The sequence below is a fragment of the Pseudomonas sp. S11P7 genome (assembly GCF_023195435.1).
In the GTDB taxonomy this organism is placed as follows: Bacteria; Pseudomonadota; Gammaproteobacteria; order Pseudomonadales; family Pseudomonadaceae; genus Aquipseudomonas; species Aquipseudomonas fluorescens_G.
The window spans coordinates 3,197,394-3,216,656 of record NZ_JALPKS020000002.1 but is presented as its reverse complement, the minus strand read 5'-3'; the positions used below and the strand labels follow the sequence as shown (position 1 = coordinate 3,216,656).

Annotated in this window: 13 protein-coding genes and 3 pseudogenes; 9 read left to right on the top strand and 7 right to left on the bottom strand. The window is 61.6% G+C overall.

What is annotated here, in order from left to right:
• The first annotated feature begins 3 nt into the window (after nt 1-3).
• Nucleotides 4-1,460: pseudogene (locus tag M0746_RS14685) on the top strand (ATP-binding protein).
• Here M0746_RS14685 and M0746_RS14680 read toward each other — a convergent pair.
• Together M0746_RS14680 and M0746_RS14675 are read right to left on the bottom strand one after the other, a co-directional pair.
• Nucleotides 1,437-4,267: pseudogene (locus tag M0746_RS14680) on the bottom strand (ATP-binding protein). The pseudogenes M0746_RS14685 and M0746_RS14680 overlap by 24 nt on opposite strands.
• A 147-nt stretch (nt 4,268-4,414) precedes the next feature.
• Nucleotides 4,415-4,846, bottom strand: a complete 432-nt coding sequence (locus tag M0746_RS14675) for a helix-turn-helix domain-containing protein (RefSeq protein WP_258449700.1) — start codon at nt 4,844-4,846, stop codon at nt 4,415-4,417.
• A 248-nt stretch (nt 4,847-5,094) separates the two neighbouring features.
• On the opposite strand from M0746_RS14675, the gene M0746_RS14670 reads away from it, so the two are divergent.
• The 6 genes from M0746_RS14670 to ycaC all read left to right on the top strand — a co-directional run bounded on the left by M0746_RS14670 (nt 5,095) and on the right by ycaC (nt 11,491).
• Nucleotides 5,095-6,078 (top strand): MBL fold metallo-hydrolase, encoded by a 984-nt coding sequence (locus tag M0746_RS14670; RefSeq protein ID WP_446731273.1) that lies wholly within the window; start codon nt 5,095-5,097, stop codon nt 6,076-6,078.
• A 54-nt stretch (nt 6,079-6,132) separates the two neighbouring features.
• Nucleotides 6,133-7,056, top strand: a complete 924-nt coding sequence (locus tag M0746_RS14665; protein ID WP_208937977.1) for a LysR family transcriptional regulator — start codon at nt 6,133-6,135, stop codon at nt 7,054-7,056.
• An 831-nt stretch (nt 7,057-7,887) separates the two neighbouring features.
• Nucleotides 7,888-8,301, top strand: a complete 414-nt coding sequence (locus tag M0746_RS14660) for a DoxX family protein (RefSeq protein ID WP_258449699.1) — start codon at nt 7,888-7,890, stop codon at nt 8,299-8,301.
• On the top strand, nt 8,294-8,920 hold the full coding sequence (locus tag M0746_RS14655) for an antibiotic biosynthesis monooxygenase (protein ID WP_258449698.1): 627 nt from the start codon (nt 8,294-8,296) through the stop codon (nt 8,918-8,920). Before M0746_RS14660 ends, M0746_RS14655 begins: the two co-directional genes overlap by 8 nt.
• A gap of 40 nt (nt 8,921-8,960) precedes the next feature.
• Nucleotides 8,961-10,799, top strand: coding sequence for an amidohydrolase (locus tag M0746_RS14650; protein WP_208937974.1), 1,839 nt, complete (start codon nt 8,961-8,963; stop codon nt 10,797-10,799).
• Nucleotides 10,800-10,867: 68 nt separating this feature from the next.
• Entirely contained in the window at nt 10,868-11,491 is a 624-nt protein-coding gene (ycaC, locus tag M0746_RS14645) for an isochorismate family cysteine hydrolase YcaC (protein ID WP_090282704.1), read from the top strand.
• Between the two features lie 241 nt (nt 11,492-11,732).
• Here ycaC and M0746_RS14640 read toward each other — a convergent pair whose 3' ends face one another.
• Complete coding sequence (locus M0746_RS14640) at nt 11,733-13,160, bottom strand: mechanosensitive ion channel family protein (protein ID WP_258449697.1); 1,428 nt, start codon at nt 13,158-13,160, stop codon at nt 11,733-11,735.
• Nucleotides 13,161-13,211: 51 nt separating this feature from the next.
• Nucleotides 13,212-14,231 carry an alpha/beta hydrolase gene (locus tag M0746_RS14635; RefSeq protein ID WP_258449696.1) on the bottom strand — a complete coding sequence of 340 codons (1,020 nt, stop codon included), beginning with the start codon at nt 14,229-14,231 and terminating at the stop codon, nt 13,212-13,214.
• A gap of 161 nt (nt 14,232-14,392) precedes the next feature.
• On the opposite strand from M0746_RS14635, the gene M0746_RS14630 reads away from it, so the two are divergent.
• A complete protein-coding gene (locus M0746_RS14630) occupies nt 14,393-15,292 on the top strand; it encodes a LysR family transcriptional regulator (RefSeq protein ID WP_258449695.1) in 900 nt (299 codons plus the stop codon).
• Nucleotides 15,293-15,552: 260 nt separating this feature from the next.
• Here the strand turns inward: M0746_RS14630 and M0746_RS14625 are convergent.
• Nucleotides 15,553-15,833, bottom strand: a pseudogene (locus M0746_RS14625) (hypothetical protein); the annotation flags it as partial.
• Between the two features lie 138 nt (nt 15,834-15,971).
• Here M0746_RS14625 and M0746_RS14620 point away from each other — a divergent pair.
• Nucleotides 15,972-16,769, top strand: a complete 798-nt coding sequence (locus M0746_RS14620; RefSeq protein WP_258449694.1) for a class I SAM-dependent methyltransferase — start codon at nt 15,972-15,974, stop codon at nt 16,767-16,769.
• A gap of 611 nt (nt 16,770-17,380) precedes the next feature.
• Here M0746_RS14620 and M0746_RS14615 read toward each other — a convergent pair.
• Together M0746_RS14615 and M0746_RS14610 are read right to left on the bottom strand one after the other, a co-directional pair.
• Nucleotides 17,381-18,073: an N-acetyltransferase gene (locus tag M0746_RS14615; RefSeq protein ID WP_258449693.1), complete on the bottom strand. Its 693-nt coding sequence runs from the start codon at nt 18,071-18,073 to the stop codon at nt 17,381-17,383.
• On the bottom strand, nt 18,070-19,260 hold the full coding sequence (locus M0746_RS14610; protein ID WP_258449692.1) for a GNAT family N-acetyltransferase: 1,191 nt from the start codon (nt 19,258-19,260) through the stop codon (nt 18,070-18,072). The genes M0746_RS14615 and M0746_RS14610 overlap by 4 nt, the downstream gene beginning before the upstream one ends.
• Nucleotides 19,261-19,263 lie beyond the last annotated feature (3 nt).

Genomic DNA, 19,263 nt, shown 5'->3' with positions numbered 1-19,263 from the left:
GGCATGAACAGCCTCGATGATTTCAACCCGGTGTCAGTGCTGCGTTTCGGCCCTTATACCTTCCATGTGCGACAACGACTGATACTCAACGGGGATCAGCCGGTGCGCGTGGGCAGTCGTGCGCTGGACATCTTGCAGGTGCTGGTCGAGCGCGCCGGTCGGGTGGTCACCAAAGAGCAATTGATCGCCCAGGTGTGGCCGACCTCGGTGGTCGAGGAAATCAACCTGCGCGTGCACATCGCGGCACTGCGGCGCGCCTTGGGAGACGGTGGCAACGGTCAACGTTACATCGTCAACGTGCCGCAATGCGGCTACAGCTTTATCGCCCCGGTGCATCGCGACAGTGCAACACCCCAGCCCCCGCCAATCCGCCACCGCCACTGCACAACCTGCCGGCGCGGCTGACCCCGGTGATCGGTCGCGATGCGCTGGTGGGCAGTCTGATGCGACTCATGCCAGCGTGTCGCCTGCTGACCATTGCCGGCCCGACCGGCGTGGGCAAGTCCACCGTGGCCCTGCGGGTAGCGGAACTGTTGGTGCAGTATTTTCGCCATGGCGTCTGGTATGTCGATCTAGCGCAGGTCAGCGACAACAGTTCATTGCTGGAGCATTGCCTGCACCGGCTCGACAGCGATCTGGCCGGGCTGTGCGAACGGCATGCCTTGCTGGTGCTCGACAACGCCGAGCATCAGCACGCAGCCTGCAAGGCATTGATCGAAAGCCTGTCTGGCGCGGCGCCACGTGTGTCCATTCTGGTTACCAGCCGTGAGCCCTTGCAGGTCAGCGGTGAAGTGCTCAAGCAACTGCCACCCTTGAGCATGCCAAAGCCTGTGGCGGTCGATGATGTCGCCGAGGCCATGGGCTGTCCGGCGGTGCAGTTGTTCGTCAGTCGCGCGCGGGCGCGCCAGCATGATTTCCAGTTGCGTACTCAGGATGTGCAACCGCTGCGCGAAATTTGCCGGCAACTCGACGGTTTGCCACTGGCGATCGAACTGGCGGTGGCACAGATCGATGCGCTGGGCCTGGTCGGGTTGCAGGCGCATGTGGCCAACGGCTTGCAAGTGCTCAGCCACGGCCGGCGCACCGCCGTGCCACGCCACCAGTCGATGCAGGCTGCGCTGGATTGCAGTTATCGGCGGTTGAGTGAGTCGGAGCAGCGCGTATTGCAGCGCTTGTCGGTGTTCAAGATGCCTTTCACCTTGGAAGCGGCTCTTGCGGTGGTCAGTTGCACGCAACTGGCCTCGTTGCGCCTGGCCGCCATCATCAGAAGTCTGGCGCACAAATCGCTGTTGATGGAGGAGGGCAGCGGCAGCGCTTGCCGCTACCGAATGCTCAACACCACTCGACGTTATGCTCGCGAGCAGCTTGAGCGCAGCGGGGAAGAGGTCGAACTTGAGCGCCGGTATGCGCGCCACGTTGATCAGTTACGCCGCGTCTCAGGCGTGCGTGTCTTCACTTAGGGCCTCGACCAACCCGCACGCTTTACGCAGATCCGGGGTCGCGTGGCCTTCGCTGAACCGCTCGAGGACAGGACGCAGCAGATTCAGTGCTTGATGACCGCGCGACTGGCGTTGCCAGAGTTGCGCCAGTGATGTGGCGCTGCGCAGTTCCCAGGCGAGGGCGCCCTGGGCGCGGGCGGTGGTCAGGGCTTGTTGCAGGAGGTGTTCGGCTTGCTTGATATTGCTGCTGTCTGACAGGACGCCATCGCTGGCAAGCCAGCTCCCACAGGGATCTGAGGCGTTTCCAGAACCTTCCAGCAGCAATGCCTGCGCCTGAGCGCGCAAGATCTCCGCCGTGCTCCATCCCGCCTCGCCACTCAATGCCCGCTGCAGCAACGCATCGTCGACGAAACGCGGATCCAGCGTGACCATCATTTCACCGATCAACCCGCCGCTCTCCGCCGGCCGCTGGACGATGACGTCTGCATCAATCACCTGCGCGTAGTGCCGACCCCAATGATTGAACAACAGCACCGAATGCTTCTGCGATTGCTCCAGCAGCAGGCGCAACAGCATGCGGGCGTTTTGTTGATCGCCGTTGTAATGAGCGATCGGGCAACTGGCCAAGGCCAGGGTGTAACAGATCGAGGTGCCATGGTCGATCTGCACGGCAATGTCCAGCGCCTGCCGCGCCGCACGCCACGCCTGCTGGGGCAGACCCTGCATCCACAGTACCCGCGCCAGTACCGTTAGCGAGGCGACACTCTGGTCGTATTGCACACCAAAGCCGTGGGTGAAGCGGTTGACGTTTCCGCTGTGCGCCATGCGCTGCAGGACCTGCTCGGCATGTGTGCGCGCCTGCGTCTGGTCGCCGGCGTAATGCAGCGCCAGCACGCGCAAGCGGTGCGTGCTCAGTGACAGCAACGGATCGCCGTGCAGGCCGAGGCGGTCGAACTGCTCGCTCTGCGCCAGCGCTAGGCGGTAATGCCCGCAACTGAGGTTGACCGCCATGTGCCCAGACACCGCACGCAACTGGCCAGCAACGTCGTTGTGCGCCTGCGCCAGTTGCTGCGCCTGGGCAAAGGCGTCGATGGTTTCGGCGGTGCCGCCCCAGGTGTGGTAGCAGGCACTGCCCAGGGCCAGTTTCAGCGTGATATGCAGCCGCGGGCAAGGCTCGTTCCGTTCATCGAACAGGCTTAGCGCCCGGCGCACATAGCCGCCATATTCCTTGAGCAGCGACAATTCTTGCCACAACGGCGCCGAGGCCGCCGCCAGACGAATCCCCAACCCCCGGAGCCGACCCCATGCAGGCTCCACTCCAGCGCCGCGCGCAAATCTTCGAGCCCACGGGCGTAGCGTTCGATCCACAGTGCCGTTGGGGTATGTTCCCATTCGCTTTTCGCTTGCTGCATCAGCGCCAGGCAGCGCTCGGCATGACGGTCACGGGTGTCATCGAATTCAGCAGCCTGTTCGAGTTTTTCCAGCGCATAGCGGCGGGTCGTGTCGAGCAGGCGATAGAACACCTGTTCATCGCCGACCTCGACGCTGAGCAAGGATTTGGCCACCAATTGGGTGATCGAGACGAACACCACGCTGGGGTCGATCTGCTCACCGACGATCACGGCCGCCGCCGACTCCAGGGTAAACCCGCCGCGAAAAACCGCCAGACGCCGCAGGCAGGTCTGCTCGCAACGCTCCAGCAGATTGAAACTCCAGTCCAGTGTGGCGCGCAGTGTGAGGTGGCGCTCATGGCTGCTCTGTCGGCCTTTGCCCAACGCCGGCAGGCGACCCTGCAACTGTCCGAGCAGGCCGTCGAGACCAAGCTCGGCGACCTGCGCGGCGGCCAGTTCCAGCGCCAGTGGCATACCGTCCAGCCGGTGGCAGATCTCGATCACCTGCGGCAGTTGGGGATCGCTCAGCTCGAAACTTTCCTGGGCGGCTGTGGCTCGCTCGATGAACAGTTGCAGCGCCGAAAATTCGAGTATCTGTCCACGACTCAGCATCGTACTCATCGACGGGTAGGCGAGGGCATCCAGACGCTGAACATATTCCCCTTCAGCCCGCAGGCTTTCGCGGCTGGTGGCGAGGATGTGTACTTTGGGTGCGCCGCGCAGAATGCTTTCGCTGAGGGTCGCGACGGCATCGATCAGGTGTTCACAGTTGTCGAGCAGCAACAGCATCTGCCGCTGTTGCAGGGCATTGATCAGTGCTGTCAGCGAGTCACCTTCAGGCAGCACCAGATCAAGCAGAGCGGCGAGGTGCGAGCCGATCAGCGCGGGATCGTTGAGCGGCGCCAGATCCACCAGGCGAATACCGTCGCGGTAAAAGCCGATCAGTTGTTCAGCGACGCGCAGCGCCACGGTGGTTTTGCCGATCCCGCCAGGGCCGACCAAGGTGATGCAGCGTCGGCGCGGCAGCTCATTCATCAGGCTGTCGACCAATGGCTGGCGGCCGATCATGCGTGTGCGCCGCAAGGGCAGATTGTGGCGACCGCCGGCATCGTCCAAAGGACGCTCCTCCATGGAATGCAGCAGGAGCGGCGCGACAAAACTGTAGCCTCGCTGCGCCACCGTGACGATGTAACGCTGCCCGGCCTGACCGTCACCGAGCGCCTTGCGCAATGCCGCCATGTGCACACGCAAATTGATTTCTTCGACCACACTGTCCGGCCAGACCCCGGCCATCAGTTCCTGCTTGCTCACCACTTCGCCGGCCTGCGCCAGCAGAATCAGCAGAATATCCATCGCCCGTCGGCCCAGACGCAGCGGTTGCTCGCCTTCGAATACGCGGCGTTGTCCGGGATGAATCCGATAGGGGCCAAAACCGATGGCCTGATTCGGGGAAGACTCAACAGTTCACTCCTGCGGCGCTGCGACGGACGGTACCGACCCATCGCGCACGCAGGCGCGGGCTCTCTGGTTCGGGTGTCTGGGCATGATCCTCAGGTTCGCGCATCGGTGCAACGGTGGCCTCAATCAAAGTACGCCGGGCTGTGAGCGCAGAGGCCGCGGTTCGCGCATGATCTGGCAGCGCCAGGCGAACGGATTGATGCCTTCGCTGCGGGTGAACATGTGACAGAAATGCGCCTGATCGCAAAAGCCGCATTCCAGACTGATGTGGGTCAGGCTCAGATCGGTGTGCTGGATCAGCAATTTCGCGCGGGCGATGCGCTGGGTGCGAATCCAGTCCTGCGGCGAAAGCCCGGTGCTGCACTTGAAGGCGCGGGAAAAGTGACTGCGCGACAGCGAACAGGCGCGGGCCAGTTCGGCCACTTCCAGGCTGTCACCGAGGCGTTCGAGGATCAGTTGTTTGACCAGCCGTTCGCGTTGCGGACTGAGCCCGCCGATAGCGGGCGTATCCGGTTGGCGGGCAGGGGCGAGGGCGACGGTGGGTTGCAATTGAGCCATGGCCAAGGTCCGTGTCGATGGGGAATGCACGAAAGGCGCATCCCGTCAGGTCAAAAAACAACGCTGTGCGAGTGACGGCATTGTTCAGCGCAGGCGCCAGGCTGACGAGTTAATCGTTGTTAATTGCCGCGCATGGACTGGAACTCAGCACATGCTTGCAAGTCTGCGCCGGGCGTTTTGCGCGACGATCAGGACCAGCGAGGCGAACCGAGAGGGGCGCCGCAATCGGGCAGGTTCAGGAGCGTTTGATGAAAAGCATGTTCAAAGCCGCGACAACGTTAACGACCGCACTGGCGATGTCCTGCGCGATGGCGCAAGCGCCACAAGTGGGCACGCAGGCGCCGGGTTATTTCCGCCTGGCGGTGGGGGACTACGAAGTCACGGCGTTGTTCGACGGCTACAACGACTTGTCGCCCAAGCTGCTGCAAGGCATGAGTCAGAGCCAGATTCGTGCGCTGCTGGCGCGCCGTTCGATTGAAACGCCGGGCGTGCAGACCGCGTTCAACGCCTTTCTGGTCAATACCGGCAAGCAACTGATTCTGGTCGACAGCGGCGCCGGCCAATGCATTGGCGCCACCGCTGGCCAGCTGCTGAGCAACCTGCAGGCGGCCGGCTACAAGCCGGAGCAGGTCGATACGATTCTGCTGACGCACCTGCACCTGGATCACGTCTGCGGTCTGGTCGACGGGCAACAGCAGGCATTGTTCAACAACGCCACGGTGTACGCGGCCAAGGCTGAAGCCGATTACTGGCTCGATCCTGCCGCACTGGCCAAGGCCCCGGCCGGCGCCAAGGCGTTCTTCAAGATTGCCCAGCAATCCACCGCCGCTTACGTTGCCGCCGGACGTTTCAAGACCTTCAGCGCAGGCGAGTCGCCGCTGCCGGGCGTGGTCGAAGCGACGCTCGAAGCCGGGCATACGCCGGGCAGCACCACTTATCGTTTCACCTCGCAGAAGCAGAGCATCGTGTTCATGGGCGATCTGGTGCACAACCTCGCGGTGCAATTCCTGCATCCGGAAGTGTCAATCGGCTTCGACGTCAACAGCCAGCAGGCGATCAATAGCCGGCAGGCCGTGTTCAGCGCGGCGGCGGCGAGCAAGACGTGGGTCACCGCCGCGCATCTGCCATTCCCGGGGATCGGCCACATCACCGCTGAAGGCAAACATTTCCAGTGGGTGCCGGTGGAGTACGGCCCTTACAAACGCGCGGCCAAAGTGCCGTTGATCGAGTAAAGTGCGTAGCGCCGATCCGCTTGAACGGCTGACATTGATAAGGACGACATGCCCATGAACCGTAACGATCTGCGTCGCGTCGACATGAACCTGCTGGTGATTTTCGAAGCGCTGATGTTCGAGAAGAACCTGACCCGCGTCGCCGAAAAACTGTTCATGGGCCAGCCTGCGGTCAGTGCGGCGCTCGGCCGTTTGCGCGACCTGTTCGACGATCCGTTGCTGTTGCGCAATGGACGTAGCATGGAGCCGACCGCACGGGCGCTGGCGATTCTCAAGGAACTGCAACCGGCGATGGATGTGATTTCCGGGGCGGTCAGCCGGGCCAAGGAGTTCGAGCCGGCGAGCAGTTGCGACGTGTTTCGCATCGGCCTCTCGGACGACGCCGAGTTCGGTCTGTTTCCGCCGCTGCTGCGCCAGCTTCAGCAGGAAGCGCCGGGGATTGTCGTGGTCGTGCGCCGCGCCAACTATCTACTGATGCCAGCGCTGCTGGCCTCCGGGGAAATCTCCGTGGGCGTGAGCTACACCACGGATCTGCCGGCCAATGCCAAGCGCAAGAAGCTGCGCGACATTCCCTGCAAGGTATTGCGCGGTGATGACCGTCCTGGGCCGCTGACGCTGGACGAATATTGCGAGCGTCCGCATGCGATGGTGTCGTTCTCGGGTGACCTGAGCGGCAATATCGATCTGGATCTGGCGAAGATCGGCCGCTGTCGCCGGGTGGTTCTCGGTGTGCCGCAATTCAGTGGTCTGCGCGCTTTGCTCGCTGGCACCGAGATGATTGCCACTGTGCCGGATTATGCTGCCTGCGCCTTGGTTGAGGGTTGTGCGCTGCGTGCGGAAGATCCGCCGTTTCCGATCGATGCGGCGCAGTTGTCGATGGCCTGGAGTGGGGTGCATGACAATGACCCGGCGGAGAAGTGGCTCAGGTCGAGGATCAGTCAGTTCATGGCGGCGCCGCTGGATATTCGGCCTGGCTGAGGCTTTGCGTTTCTGGATGAATGGGGGCATATCCGTTGATGCGGGTGCTGCGGCTGGCGGTTTCGCCCTTACGGCGAGTCACCTTTTTCAAACGCCAAAAAGGTAACCCAAAACGCTTGCTCCTGCGTTCGGCCCTCGCAGGCTCGGGTTCCTTCGCTCCGGGATCGATCCGGGCGCAGCGGCTACGGTTTGCTGCGCTGCACCTCCTTCCGCTGTGTCTGGCTGCTCCAGACGGTCGCTGCGCTCCCACGCCCGGATCAATCCCTCCACTCAGCCTTCCGATGTCGCCGGTGACGCAAGATCAAGATCAAGATCAACAGCACTCGAGCTAACGCTCATTGTTGAGTGGTTAGAAGCGTCGCATGGCTTGGGATTTGCGGTGGATTCGCCCCTCACCCCAGCCCTCTCCCGAGGGAGAGGGAGCCGATTTGGTTTGGCTTCGAATTTGGAATACGACTCGGTATTTCACGTCGGCATATCTCTCGCATCCACCCCGGTCAGTTCCCTCTCCCTCCGGGAGAGGGTTAGGGTGAGGGGCTTTTGATTTTCAGGCTGAGCCGTTATATCAAGGTCAACATCAACGGCAGGCGAGCTGATACTCGGCCTCAGGGTGGGCTCGGTTCATGCGGGAGCTTGCCTGCAAGCGACGTCAGCCTGACAGCCGTCCCGTTCCGCACGGGTATCACTGGTTCCCCGTAAACCTTTCACCCGCATTTTTCATCGCTGTCTACACACCCTCCATGCCCTGAAAACCAACTAAGCACACCCATCCAATTTCTTCCGCCCTTGCCTTGGCATGATTCTCGTCAATGACATTCAAAGGGTCGGGTCATGATTAATTCGAGGGATGAACGGGCGCAGGACTTCGGTTTGCTGTTTCTGCGGGTCAGTGGCGGGTTGTTTCTGTTGTGGGTGCACGGCTTGCCCAAGCTGCTCGACTTCACCGCGCAGTTGCAATTGATCGAAGACCCGTTTCACCTCGGTGCCCACCTCACGCTGAGCCTGGCGATTTTCGCCGAAGTTCTCTGTCCGCTGCTGATCGTCGCCGGTGTTCTGGCGCGGTTGGCCTGCTTGCCTATTCTCTTTGTGCTGCTCGTTGCGCTGCTGGTCGTGCATCCGCAATGGAGTGTGGCTGAAGGGCAGTTCGGCTGGTTGCTGTTGATCCTGTTTACCACTGTGTTCATCGCCGGGCCGGGTCGGCTGGCGATCAATGTTCGTTTGCCCGGAGTACTGCGTTATGCCTGAAGCCCTGAATCCACTCACACCGGGGGCCGATGAGACCGTCACGTTGATCATCAAGCACCGGGTCAAGGCCGGTTTCGAGTCGGCGTATGAAGCCTGGCTGCGCAATACCGTTCGTGTAGCGGGGCAGCGTGAAGGGCATCTGGGCGTCGATGTGGTGCGCGGCAAGCGCGGGCGCCTCGACTTCTATACCTGCGTGCTGCGTTTCAGCAGCACCGAAGCGATGCAAGGCTGGCTGGAATCGTCCGAGCGTCAGGCGCTGGTCGCCGAGGCGGCGCCGATGCTGGCTGACGGCGATCAGACGGAAGTCGCGCCGGTCAACGAATTCTGGTTCACACCGCTGGCCGAGGCGGGCTCGCCGCCGCCGCGCTGGAAGCAGGCTGTCGTCACCCTGTTGGTGATTCTGCCGCACACCTTGCTGGTGCCGCTGATCTGGGGGCCGTTGCTGGCGCTGCATCCGATTCTTTCCAACTACGTGGTCGCCACCTTCTTCATCACCCTGACCATCGTCCTCTCGGTGGTGTACGTGGTGATGCCGCCGGTGACCCGTTTGTTCACGCCGTGGCTGGAAGCCAGCCAGGCCCATGAGCACCTTGATTCCCAAGAAACCTCGCCGCGTTGAGCGGGGTTTGCTTCTTTTCACTTTTGCTTGAGGAACTGCGATGAACGCCGATCTGATTCTGTTCAATGGCCAATTTCATACGGTTGACCGCGAAAAACCGCTCGCCAGCGCCGTGGCGATCAAGGATGGCCGCTTCGTCGCCGTCGGTAACGACGCCGAAGCCATGGCCCTCAAGGGCAGCGCCACGCAAGTGGTCGACATGAAGGGCCGCTGCGTCATTCCTGGCCTCAATGACTCGCACCTGCACTTGATCCGTGGCGGTTTGAACTACAACCTCGAACTGCGCTGGGAAGGTGTGCCGTCGCTCGCCGACGCTCTGCGCATGCTCAAGGATCAGGCCGATCGCACGCCGACCCCGCAATGGGTGCGCGTGGTCGGTGGCTGGAACGAATTCCAGTTCGCCGAAAAACGCATGCCGACCCTGGAAGAAATCAACCAGGCGGCGCCGGACACCCCGGTGTTCATCCTGCACCTGTACGATCGTGCCTTGCTCAACCGCGCGGCGTTGCGCGTCGCCGGTTATACCCGCGACACGCCGAACCCGCCGGGCGGCGAGATCGTGCGTGACAGCAACGGCAACCCGACCGGCATGCTGGTTGCGCGGCCGAACGCGATGATTCTCTACTCGACGCTGGCCAAGGGGCCGAAGCTGCCGCTGGAATATCAGGTCAACTCGACCCGGCAGTTCATGCGCGAACTCAATCGCCTCGGCCTGACCAGTGCGATCGACGCCGGCGGTGGTTTCCAGAACTACCCGGACGATTATCAGGTGATCGAGCAACTGGCCAAAGAAGACCAGTTGACCGTGCGCATCGCCTACAACCTGTTCACCCAGAAGCCGAAAGAAGAACTGACCGATTTCCAGAACTGGACCGGCAGCGTCAAGTTGCACCAGGGTGACGACTTCCTGCGCCACAACGGCGCCGGCGAAATGCTGGTGTTCTCGGCGGCCGACTTCGAGGACTTCCTCGAACCGCGTCCGGACCTGCCGCAGACCATGGAACAAGAGCTGGAGCCGGTGGTGCGTCATCTGGTCGAACAGCGCTGGCCGTTCCGTCTGCACGCCACCTACAACGAATCGATCAGCCGCATGCTCGACGTATTCGAGAAGGTCAACCGTGACATTCCGTTCAACGGTCTGCCGTGGTTCTTCGACCACGCCGAAACCATCACCCCGCAGAACATCGAGCGAGTAAAAGCGCTGGGCGGCGGCATCGCGATCCAGGATCGCATGGCGTTCCAGGGGGAGTACTTCGTCGATCGCTACGGCAAACAAGCCGCCGAAGCCACGCCGCCGATCAAGCGCATGCTCGCCGAAGGCGTGCCGGTAGGCGCCGGTACCGACGCCACACGAGTGTCGAGCTACAACCCGTGGACTTCGCTGTACTGGATGGTCAGCGGTCGCACCGTCGGCGGTCTGGCTCTGTACGAAGAAGGTCTGCCACGCAGCACCGCGCTGGAGCTGTTCACCCACGGCAGCGCCTGGTTCTCCTCGGAGCAGGGCAAGAAAGGCCAGATTCGCGTCGGCCAACTGGCTGACCTGGCAGCACTCAGCGCCGACTTTTTCAGCGTTGAAGAAGAAGCGATCAAGTGGATCGAGTCGGTGATGACCGTGGTCGGCGGCAAGATCGTCTACGCCGCCGGCGACTTCGAAGACCTCGGCCCACGCTCGATTCCGGTACTGCCGGACTGGTCGCCGGTGGTCAAGGTGCCGGGCCACTGGCGCCCGAACTCGCCGTTGCAGGCGCAGGTTCACCAGTGCAGCGGGCCGTGCGCGGTGCACACCCACAGCCATGAAAAGGCGCGGATGTCGAACGCGCCGGTCAGCGACTTCGCCGGTTTCTGGGGCGCGTTCGGCTGTTCCTGCTTCGCCTTCTGATTTCGAAAAAAGCGCCGGCCATCCGGGCCGGCGCTGCAAGCACCATCCAACCACCGAGGAGTTTTGCCATGAGCGTTCCCTACAAGCGTTTGAACAAAGACGATGCTGTCGTTCTGCTGGTCGATCACCAGACCGGTCTGATCTCGCTGGTCCAGGATTTCACCCCGAACGAGTTCAAGAACAACGTGCTGGCACTGGGCGACATCGCCAAGTTCTTCAAGCTGCCAACCATCCTCACCACCAGCTTCGATGCCGGTCCCAACGGCCCGATCGTGCCTGAGCTGCGCGAGCAGTTTCCGGACGCACCGTTCATCCAGCGTCCAGGCCAGATCAACGCCTGGGACAACGAAGACTTCGTCAAGGCGATCAAGGCCACTGGCCGCAAGCAACTGATCATCGCTGGCGTGGTGACCGACGTTTGCGTAGCGTTCCCGACCCTGTCGGCTATCGCTGAAGGTTTTGAAGTGTTCGTGGTGACCGACTCGTCGGGTACCTTCAACACCACCGTGCAACAAGCGGCGTGGGCGCGCATGTCGGCTGCCGGTGCACACCTGTTGAACTGGTTCTCGGTGGCGTGCGAGCTGCAGGGTGACTGGCGCAACGATATGGAAGGTCTGGCGCATCTGCTGTCGGAGCGTCTGCCTAACTATCGCAACCTGATCAACAGCTATACCAAGTTTACTGCCCAGTAATTGGGTGCGAGCCTGAAAAGCCCCTCACCCTAACCCTCTCCCAGAGGGAGAGGGGACTGACCGAGGGGCTCTTTCGAGATACTCCGACCTGCAATATCGAGTCGATCTGCGGTTTTGAAAGGCTTGAAGATCAACGCGGCACAATCACGTCGATCTGCGGTTTTGAAAGGCTTGAAGATCGGCTCCCTTTCCCCCTCGCCCCCTTGGGGAGAGGGTTGGGGTGAGGGGGGGCTCTTGATCTTCAGCGCTTCTGCAACCACCCCAAAAACCCTCCTTTCTTCACCGCCACCGGTTTGGCCATCAACGCGAGGCGACTGTTCTGCTGACGCACCGCCTGCAATTTGTTCAAGGCCCGACCCACTTCACTGCGTTTGCCCATGCACTCACGGGTCAACTGCTTGTCGAGTCGATAAACGATGCTCGACGTCAGCGCCGTGAACGTCGCCTGCGACGGCGTATCGGCAAGAATGCTTTGTTCACCCATCACCTCACTCGGGCCCATGCGTCCGGCTTCGATTTTGTTGTCGCCATCCGGCACAGTCGCGCTGACCACACCGGTGGCAATCACGAACAGGCTGTCCGGCACTTCATCCAGATCCAGCACCACCTGACCCGCCGTGTATTGCTGGGCGACCATCGATTCGGCGAGGCGATCGCGCTCGTCACTGCTCAGCGAGCGGAAGATCTTCACCTCATCGAGCAACGCGCGGGCGCGGCTCGAGGGTTCGATCACGCCGTCGGGATGACGCGAGATGCCAGCCGCTTCGAGATGCCGGTGGGCGAGGTCGAACAATTGATTGCGCACTTCACTTTTCTTGGCCAGTTCGGCAATGAAACCACTGGCGACGTACTCGGACATGGTTTCGCCGGCCTCTTTGAGCACGGCTTTCGGTGCTGGGCTGAGCAACAGCGAACTGCTGCCTTGCAGCGTGCGATCCAGCGCATCGAGCACCCGGCGTGGGCGAATATGGTTGGGGACTTTGATGCTGATCGACACGCCATGCATGTTGTTCGGACGGCTGAGGTTGACGATCTTCGCCTTGGCCGCCACCGAGTTCGGCACCACCGCCATGGTCCCGGCGCTGGTCAGCAAATGGGTGGCGCGCCAGTCGATGTCGAACACCTTGCCTTCGACGCCGTCGATCATCACGAAATCGTCCACCTGATACGGCTTGGTGGTGTTCAGCACGATTCCGGAAAAAACATCGGCCAGGGTGCTTTGCAGCGCCAGACCGACAACGATGGCGACCACGCCCGACGTCGCCAGCAGACCCTTGACCGGCAGCTCCAGCACATAACCGGCGGCGGCGACGATGGCGACAAGAAACACCAGCGCGCCGATCACGTCCTGCAGCAGACGGCCGCTGTGACCGATGCGACGCATCAGGGCCAGGCCGATGACTTCGGTCAGCACGCGTGCGGCGTACAGCCACCAGAGAATGCCCAGCGCCGTCGCGCCCAGTTGCGCTACGCGGTCATCGGCAAATTGCGGCGCCTGCAACGGGCTGACGCCGGCATTGATCACCAGCGCGCTAAAGGCCAGAAACAGCACCAGCCGCACACCGACCTTCGGCGCGCGATGCTTATACGGCGCGAAGTGCCACAGCGCGGCGTCGAGCAACAGCAGCACGGCGCTCCAGGAGAGCAGGTGAGCGAGAAGGAAAGTCATGGGCGTTACTCACACAAAAAACCCGGCGCTTTTCGGGCGCCGGGCCTGGGCTCAGTTGAGGTGGGTTTTCAGCTCGGCGGCGGCTTGCCGTACCGCCGCTTGCACTTCGGGGATCTGGCTCAGTGGGTTGAGCAGGCCGAAGTCATGAATCATCCCGTTGTAGCGCACCGAGGTCACCGCGACGCCGGCCGCATCGAGGTGCCGCGCATAGCCTTCGCCTTCATCGCGCAGCACGTCGAATTCGGCGGTCTGCACCAGCGCTGCCGGCAAGCCCTTGAGCTGTTCGCTGCTGGCGTTGAGCGGCGAGGCGTGGATCTGTGCACGCTCGGCCGGGTTAGTGGTGTAGTTGTCCCAGAACCACTGCATCATGCCTTTGGTGAGGAAATGTCCCTCGGCAAATTGCTGGTACGAACCGTCCTCGAACTGCGCGTTGGTCACCGGCCACATCAGCAACTGGAAGCGCAGCGCCGGGGCTTTCTGTTCTTTGGCCATCAACGCCACCACCGCCGCCATGTTGCCGCCGACGCTGTTGCCGGCCACGGCGAGGCGTTTGCCATCGACACCGATTTGCTTGCCGTGCTCGGCGACCCATTTCGTCGCGGCGTAGGCCTGGTTGATTGCGGTCGGGTACTGCGCTTCCGGCGACGGCGTGTAATCGACGTACACCGCAACAGCCCCAGAACCCACCACCAGGTCACGAATCAGCCGTTGGTGCGTCGGGAAGTCGCCGAGCACCCAGCCGCCACCGTGGAAGAACATGAACACCGGCAACTCGCCCTTGACCTTGGCCGGGCGCACCACTTTCAGGTTGATCGTCTGGCCGTCAACCTTGATTGCCTTGTCGCTGACTTCAATCCCCGACAGATCCACTTTCACCGACGCCTGGGCACCGGTCAGCACCGCACGGGCGTCTTTCGGGCTCAGTTGCTCCAGCGGTTTGCCACCGCCAGCGGCGAGGGCATCGAGGAAGGCCTGAGTGTTGTGTTCGACACCGCTACTTTCAGCCGCGAACGCGTTGCCGATGGACAGGGCGAGGAGGGAGGCCGCGAGGGTTTTCTTGACGATGCTCATGGGTGGAAATCCTTTTGAATGATTTGTGATTTTTTGCCTGAGTTGCGGGCTGCTGTGGCGCTGGGTTTCTGGCCTCAGCAACACCGTGAGCACAGATTAATGGGCTGCTGAAAAGTGAAAAAGCGGCTATAAAGCGTTTAACTGTCCACCAGAGAGTGACAATGAACCCGTTCGAAGACATGCGTATTTTTTGCCAGGTCATGGACTCCGGCAGCTTCACCTCAGCGGCCGATCAGTTGGGCCTGTCCAAGCAGTTCGTCAGCCGGCGCTTGATGCAATTGGAAGAGCGGCTGGGCGTGCGCTTATTGAACCGCTCGACCCGGCGCCTCGACGTCACTCCGCTGGGGCAGAGTTATTACGAAGCGGCGTTGCGCTTGCTGGGCGAAGTCGAGCAAGTCGAACAGGGCATCGCCGGAGAGACGGCGGAGCCGCGCGGGACGATCCGCCTGAGCGCGCCGCTGTCGTTTGCCGTGGCGCATCTGGGCTGCCTGCTGCCGATGTTTCTGCAGCGTTATCGCGAAGTGACCGTGGAAGTGGACCTGAGCGATCGCCCGGTGGACTTGCTGGGCGAGGGCTACGACCTGGCACTGCGCATTGGCACGCTGGAAGATTCGACGCTGATCGCCCGGCGCCTCGCGTCCATCGAACGGGTGTATTGCGCCAGTCCCGCGTACCTGGCAGAACGCGGCACGCCACTCAAGCCTGAAGACCTGCACAGCCATGATTGCTTGCCGTATGGTCACGGGCGCTCGGTGCAATGGCGATTCAACGAAGGGCAGGGCAAACCTGTGTTGATCAACGTCGCCGGGCGCATGCGCGTGAACAATGGTGAATTGCTGCGCGATGCGGCGGTGCAGGGGATGGGCATTACTTATCTGCCGACATTCATTGTTGGCGCGGCGTTGAAGGATGGGCGACTGGTACCGGTGCTGGACGAACTGCGCCCCGAGCCGCTGACCTTGTCGGCGGTGTATCCGCAGCATCGCCAGGCTTCAAGGCCGGTGCAGGCGCTGGTGGAGTTTCTGCGTGAACGGTTGAACCAGAGCCACGTCAATCTCTGAGCCTTACGTAGATCAAAACTGTAGGAGTGAGCCTGCTCGCGAAGGCGGTGGTTCAGCCAACATCGGTGCCGACTGACCCGACGCTATCGCGAGCAGGCTCGCCCACAGGGGTTGGGGTTGCCTGCGAGCTTTTTGTACGCCAAATAACTCTGTGGGAGCTGGCTTGCCAGCGATGGCGGTGGGTCAGGCAATGCAGTTGTGACTGAAGGACCGCTATCGCGAGCGGGCTCACTCCTACAATTGATGGTGGTCGTCTGCGTAATCCCACGCTCGGCATCGTACGTGCGGATAAACACCCGCACCGTCGCATCCGCGACGGTCGGCAATTGCGAATCGGTAAACTCCTGGCCCCCGGCAGGACGATGAAGTCTGCCGGGGCGGTGTCCTCGTAAGGCCTGGGCGGCGTCGCGTTCAGCGAATACGGGGCAGGGTGGGCAAAGGGCTGGTTGGGCCCGTAGTAAATGAAATTGCTGTCCAGCGCTTGCGCCTCAGTGGCAGCGAGCAGACAACCCATCAACAGCAACCGATTGAGCGTTTGCATGGCGGCACCTGCGAATGCGGTTTTACCCAAGGCTGTTAACTAAAGCCGCGTTACCGCTTACAAGTTTGCAACACGGCCGATTGCCAGGCTGATCTAGACTCTGCCCCGCTCAATCACGAGCATCGTCTGGAGAGCGCCATGGAAGTGCCCGAAAACAAAAAAGCCATCGAGAGCAATCGACAGGCCTGGAATGATTCCGCTCAGCACCATCAGAATTCGCCGGACTGGCAGGCCTTGCTCAGCGACGTCGCGCAGGCGGACTTTTCCTGTCTCGACGCCACCCTGAGCGGCTTGCTGGATGTCGACGGCAAGGATGTGATTCAACTGGGCTGCAATAACGGCCGAGAAAGCCTGTCGCTGTTTGCCCTGGGCGCGCACAGTGTGATCGGCGTCGATCAGTCGGCAGCCTTCCTCGAGCAAGCCCGCGCGCTGAATGCTCGCTCACCGCATCATGCCGAGTTCGTCGAAAGCGATATCCATCATTTGCCTGCGTCATTGCATAACCGGTTTGACGTCGCCCTGATCACTATCGGCGTGCTCAACTGGATGCCCGACATTGGTGAGTTTTTTCGGCATGTCGCGCAGGTGCTCAAACCGGGTGGCAAGCTGGTGATCTACGAAACCCATCCGTTTCTGGAAATGGTCGATCCGGCCGGCGAAGATCCTTACCGCCTCGCCAGCTCGTACTCTCGCGCCGAGCCGTTTGTGCAGCAAGAGCCGATTGTCTACGTCGGCAAGATTGAACAGCCGGCGGCAAAGTCGTACTGGTTCGCGCACACCCTCGGCGCGATATTCAGCGGGGTGATCGGGGCAGGGTTGAATGTTGCGCACTTCAGGGAATATGCGCATTCGAATCGGGAAGAGGTGTATGACCGCTATCTGAATCGAGAGGCGCAGATGCCGATGTGCTTTACCTTGGTGGCGAGCAAGGTCTGAGTATCTCTATATCGCGATGGCTTTCTTTCGGGCGCTGAATTTTTGGTTGCGGTGTACATATCCGTTGCTTCGGGTGCTGCGGCTGGCGGTTTCGCCTGACGGCGACTTACTTTTTTTCAAACGCCCGGAGTGCCGGCCCAGAAAAAATATAAGCAAAAAACGCTTGCTCCTGCGTTCGGCCCTCGCAGGCTCGGGTCCCTTCCGACGTCGCCGGTGGATCAAGATCAAGAGCACTCGAGCTGGCGCTCATTGTTGAGTGGTTAGAAGCGCCGCATGGCTTGGGATTTGTGGTGGATACGCCCCTCACCCCAGCCCTCTCCCCTTGAAGAGGGAGCCGACTTGTGGGCCGTTCAAAAGCTGAGTTCGACTCGGTATTTGATGTTGGCTCAACTCTCACATCCACCAAGATCTGTCCCCTCTCCCTCCGGGAGAGGGTTAGGGTGAGGGGCTTTTGATTTTCAGGACTGGGTCAAGCATTTACCTGTAATACCACCATCGCCAGCAGGCTGGCTCACAGGTTGATAACGCTCCAACTGAAAAAATGCAATCAAATCTGGAAGCTCGCCTGCAAGCGATGGCGGCCCAAGGGCCACCGCCGCTTGTGAGGTGAACTACGCCTGCGCCGCCGCACTCACTACCGGGCTTTCCGGCTTGCGCAGCGCTTCCAGTCTTGATTCGCTGTAGCGCGTTTCGCGGGTGAAGCGCCAGTGCCCGAACAGGTCGTAGACGTGGGTGATCCGCCCTTGTTCCTGATAGCCCAGGCGCATGTGCATTTTCAGGGCCTGAATATTGGCGCTGTCGCAGATATCCACGACTTTCTTGAAGCCGCGGGCCGCCATGACTTGCCAGAGTGCAACCTGTGCATCGACGGTCAGGCTACTGCCGAAATAGTGCCGGGTAATTTCGGCACCGAACTGGAAGTATTCACCGGGCTGGACCGGGAACGTGCAGCGATAGAAGTGGCGGTCGTAATAGTCGCGCGCACTGGCCCAGACGAACCCGACGGTGTGATCGTCCTGGTCCAGGTACATGTGCCCCGTATGTCCTTCAGCGGCCAGTTCGGCCATGGTCTGCACGCGGTCACCAAAGTACTTGCTGAAGGCCTTGGCGTTTTCTTCGGTGATGTCGACCCTGCGCAACCCTTCACAGGGGCGCAGTTTGTTCGGGGCAATCGGCGTGACCAGATCGCGCTCCATCCAGAGCAATTCTCGGTGAGCGAATACGTAACGTTTCCCCAGCGCGCCAAGGGTGCGGCGCAGACCTTTTTGTTTGATGCGCAGAAGCAGTTCTTCGATGACGTTCATGATGCTCTCCGAGGCGCTAGCCCAGGTGTGGGGGATGATGTTGTCGGTTGAATTGCAGATGTATCTGTTGCCGCCGGGTTGCCCGCACGCTGTGCGCGTCTTTTTTGCAAGGCCGGTTTGACGCAGTACCAAAGACGTAGCCCAAGGCCCAGCAGCAGGCCACTGGGGCGCCATGAGTAGAAACTCCAGCGCCAGTGTTCGAGTTGGCCGGTCATGCGCTCGTGCAGCTGATGGCTGGAGTTCTCCAGGCTGACCCGCGACGCATCGATCCAGTGCCATTGTTCGTCCAGGCCCCAGCGAATCCATTCCTCCAGCAGCACGCGGCCGCTGCCCAGATCGGCATGCTGCGGCAGGAACGCAAGGTTGTAGTCGTAGAGTCGGCCCTGCTCGAGCAGGCCCAGTCGATAGCTGATGCAGCGACCGTCCAGCTCCAGCGTCACGACCCGCACCAGGCCCTGAGCGGCGAGGGCGGTGAAAGCGCTGTTTATCCACTGACGACTGTGTTCGGTGGCAAAAATCCCGACGCCTTCGTCACCTTTCCAACTGACCGACTCGACTGTCTGCAGCGCTTGTAAAACCGCAGGCATCGACAGCGCATCGGGGGTGATTCGCCGCACTTGAGCGCCGCACGCGGCAATCCGTTTGCGCGCCCGCCGCAGTTTGTAGCGCGGGTCGCCGGAGACTTCCTGATGGTCGGCTTCGCTGATCAGATGCACCGGCACCCGGCAACTCAGGCGCCGTTCAGCCGTGGAGCTGCGCACCATCCATTCGGTCAGTGCACTTTCTTCGCCGGCCGGTTCCGACAGTTCATTGAGCTGCAGCAGCGCATGGGGCAGGTGCTGTCGGATCAGCCCCAGCGCATAGCGCATGTCCTCGGCGCCGAGCAATGACAGCAGGGCCAGCCGATCGGCCAGCGGATAACCCAAGTGGCGCAGGACGCGAAAGGGCACCCCAGCGAAGCGTTCGCGGCCGGCCACCAGCGGCAGGCACAGGCGCAATGTGTCTGCGTCCCAGCCGAGCAGAATGTGCAGGCGCTGATCATCGCCCAGGGCCTGCTCGGCCGCGCACAACCAGCCAAGGTTGTTGAACGGTGTGTGGTCGGCTACGTGCAGGCGCAGTGCTTCGTAGGCGTTCGCCGGGAAGTCCGCTGCGCACAGGGAGGTGCGCCATTCAAATCGCATCGCCATGGG

What these genes read in the sequence shown, in the direction of transcription:
- M0746_RS14635 (WP_258449696.1), bottom strand. Translation starts at nt 14,231, where the DNA reads ATGAGCATCGTCAAGAAAACCCTCGCGGCCTCCCTCCTCGCCCTGTCC.
- M0746_RS14650 (WP_208937974.1), top strand. Translation starts at nt 8,961, where the DNA reads ATGAACGCCGATCTGATTCTGTTCAATGGCCAATTTCATACGGTTGAC.
- M0746_RS14665 (WP_208937977.1), top strand. Translation starts at nt 6,133, where the DNA reads ATGAACCGTAACGATCTGCGTCGCGTCGACATGAACCTGCTGGTGATT.
- M0746_RS14615 (WP_258449693.1), bottom strand. Translation starts at nt 18,073, where the DNA reads ATGAACGTCATCGAAGAACTGCTTCTGCGCATCAAACAAAAAGGTCTG.
- M0746_RS14610 (WP_258449692.1), bottom strand. Translation starts at nt 19,260, where the DNA reads ATGGCGATGCGATTTGAATGGCGCACCTCCCTGTGCGCAGCGGACTTC.
- M0746_RS14670 (WP_446731273.1), top strand. Translation starts at nt 5,095, where the DNA reads ATGAAAAGCATGTTCAAAGCCGCGACAACGTTAACGACCGCACTGGCG.
- M0746_RS14660 (WP_258449699.1), top strand. Translation starts at nt 7,888, where the DNA reads ATGATTAATTCGAGGGATGAACGGGCGCAGGACTTCGGTTTGCTGTTT.
- M0746_RS14675 (WP_258449700.1), bottom strand. Translation starts at nt 4,846, where the DNA reads ATGGCTCAATTGCAACCCACCGTCGCCCTCGCCCCTGCCCGCCAACCG.
- ycaC (WP_090282704.1), top strand. Translation starts at nt 10,868, where the DNA reads ATGAGCGTTCCCTACAAGCGTTTGAACAAAGACGATGCTGTCGTTCTG.
- M0746_RS14630 (WP_258449695.1), top strand. Translation starts at nt 14,393, where the DNA reads ATGAACCCGTTCGAAGACATGCGTATTTTTTGCCAGGTCATGGACTCC.
- M0746_RS14620 (WP_258449694.1), top strand. Translation starts at nt 15,972, where the DNA reads ATGGAAGTGCCCGAAAACAAAAAAGCCATCGAGAGCAATCGACAGGCC.
- M0746_RS14655 (WP_258449698.1), top strand. Translation starts at nt 8,294, where the DNA reads ATGCCTGAAGCCCTGAATCCACTCACACCGGGGGCCGATGAGACCGTC.
- M0746_RS14640 (WP_258449697.1), bottom strand. Translation starts at nt 13,160, where the DNA reads ATGACTTTCCTTCTCGCTCACCTGCTCTCCTGGAGCGCCGTGCTGCTG.